We start from the raw sequence: 2,691 nt of genomic DNA on the forward strand, positions 1-2,691 counted from the left end.
CCACACAGAGCAGGGCGACGGCACTGAGCAGCCATTTGAGTAGGAGTTTCATGGGCACAAGCTTAGCATGTTGCCGGGCGCATGACGCGAAGCCCGCTGGATTGCAAGACCTGACCCCAATTTACGCATAGTCGCGAATGGCAGGTTACGGGAAGTCCAAATCAGTGGGTGGGTAACTCATACGCTTGTTTCACTTTGATTTTCGAATGAGTTGATGAACACGAACCACCCTAAAAAGCGCGGCTGCAGAGCATGGTTCCTTGGTGTCAAGAAAACGACCGTTTTATTGACGAATATGACCGCTTACTTTATTGGTGATTCATACTTATCCGATTGATTCCAAAGCTTGAATCGAAGATCATTTTGGCTGGTCACAAGTCAAGGCAGAATGGTTTTTTGCAATATCTCTCTTTAAATAGAAGCCCCATTTATCCGATACGCCCCTAAAAGATTCTGGGACGTAGCAATACACAAACTTTTCAGATACATTTTGACTCACCCTCAAGGCAGGAGAAAAACCGAAATCACGTTTTTCTGCCAAAGCTTTTCGCGCAGCATCTAACGATCCTTCTATATTTGGATCTGATGGACCAGGAGGAACTATGGCTTGTAAACTCCATTTATTTAATGTTTTTTCAATATCCCACTTATTATGACCAGGTGGACCCCATTTTACTTTAGATGATGCAATGACTTCGTCTGCCTTCCCAAGAAAATCAGCAATCTCAAAACGGGGAAGATGATAACTTACACCCAAATAAAAAAATCCTACAGCTCCATCTTTTGGCTCTAAATTATCATCGATCCACTTAGCGATAACGTATTGCTGGGCCGTAGGTGAACCGCCAACTGTGCCAGATGAAATAACAGATTGTTGGGCTTTCTCAATTAATGACTTACCTAGAAAAATAGCCAAAAATAAAAATAAAACTGATGCAGCTATACTGCGGTTTGTTAAAATTTTGTTAAAAAAATTGAACCTATTTTTGCGAATATTAATAGAGTAGTCTTGCGAAATATTTAATTTTTCAAGAGGTATTCCCTGATTAAAAACAAAAAAACTAGGGGCTGAAATCGCTACTAAAGCTGCAACAACGGATGCAGGCAACCAAAACATTCTAGCTCCTGAAAAAACATCACTGTTATAAAAAGAAATTGCGCCTGTGAGCAAACATCCATATACTATTAAGATAGATTTGTTTTTTAAAAAAAATCCCTTCCAGAAAAATACAAAAAATATCTCAACTAAAAAAACAGTAAGTGCTGTGTATAGGAATAATCCATTGCTAATGGCATATTTAATTGCATAAAAAAGAGATGGTGATGATCCAACTTTAAGCCTGGCAGTTGTCGGCACAAAGGTGCCAAATTGAAAGTAATTCAATATTAAGAATATTGATAATATCACTGAAAATGGCAAAAATAAATATTTAAAAATTCTCCGAAAGTTATTTATTTGAAAGTAGAAAACTAAAAAAATAGCAGAGGCTATTATGATTCCATCAGGCCGAAAAAGTGACCCTAACGCCAACGATAAACCAGCTATAAATAAATCTCTATTGCTTATTAAATTTTTCAATGAAAAACAAGTTGCAATCACTAAAAATAACGCCTGAAATAGATGATCCCATCCATTCATAGAATATGATAAATTAGTTTTTGTAATGAATAACGCGCCAATAATTATTAGCGCATTCAATCTAGATCTCGAATAATAAAATATAAAACAAAAAGTGGCTGCTACTGCGGCAGCACCAAGCATGGAATAAGTTAATACCGCTATATTTTCTGGTAAAAAATACAGCAACGAAGCAAATAGATAGGGAGAAACATATGATGTAGAAGGCTGAGCGATATCTTTTATGTTAAAAGATGGTATTCCCGTTTCTTTTAGTATGTATCCAGATCGAAGTGATATCATGACATCATCAGATAAATGTATCGGGGCTTCTATTAATCGACTAAGTGACGACGATGCTGGATTTGTTTTAAAACCATACACCTCTGGCCATGTTGAAAAGATACCATTTAATATTATTAGCACCAAAAAAATTATGGCGACAAGCAACCCTCGCCTTTGGATGGCCAAAGATGGTTTATCCAAATAACTATTATTGTATATTTTTTTATTTTCCATTTTGATATAATATTATTTAATATTGTTTATAGAATTGATTTTTAATAACTACCTGAATCCGTGACTTCATAGCAAAAAAAGCTGATTTATTAATACAAATCAATGACTTAGGTGTAAAATGCTGTTCACCCAGAAGGTGAATACGATCATGACCGACTTCATTATCAAAAAGCTCCCCTACGACCTCAGCTCTCACGCCGGTTTGGCTTTGATTGGCCAATATCTCAAGTCCGCCAAACTCAAATCCCTGCTCGATTGCGCCTTTCCCATCCGGGCTGGTATCGCCAACAGCGATGTCCTCAAATCGTACATCGCGCTGCTGAGTCTGGGCAAGAACGACTTTGACGCTATCGAGAATTTCCGCGACAACGACTTCTTCAAACGCGCGCTGGACCTGCGTCACGTGCCTTCGAGCCCCACCTTGCGTCAACGTTTCGATTCCTTTGCCGCGCAGTGGTTTGATCTGATCCCCCAGATCAACCAGCGTCTGCTGAGTCAGCGCATTGCCGGCAAGCCCATTGACTTCGGTGCCCTGGACTGTGGCTACACCCCGG

1 protein-coding gene and 1 pseudogene are annotated in these 2,691 nt (G+C 39.1%); one reads left to right on the top strand and one right to left on the bottom strand.

What is annotated here, in order from left to right; genetic code table 11:
* Positions 1-358: 358 nt before the first annotated feature.
* Positions 359-2,137, bottom strand: coding sequence for a hypothetical protein (locus WAZ62_RS05855; RefSeq protein ID WP_422642577.1), 1,779 nt, complete (start codon positions 2,135-2,137; stop codon positions 359-361).
* A gap of 148 nt (positions 2,138-2,285) precedes the next feature.
* On the opposite strand from WAZ62_RS05855, the pseudogene WAZ62_RS05860 reads away from it, so the two are divergent.
* Positions 2,286-2,691, top strand: a pseudogene (locus WAZ62_RS05860) (IS1380 family transposase); the annotation flags it as partial.

Source organism: Zavarzinia sp. (assembly GCF_049306435.1).
GTDB lineage: Bacteria > Pseudomonadota > Alphaproteobacteria > Zavarziniales > Zavarziniaceae > Zavarzinia.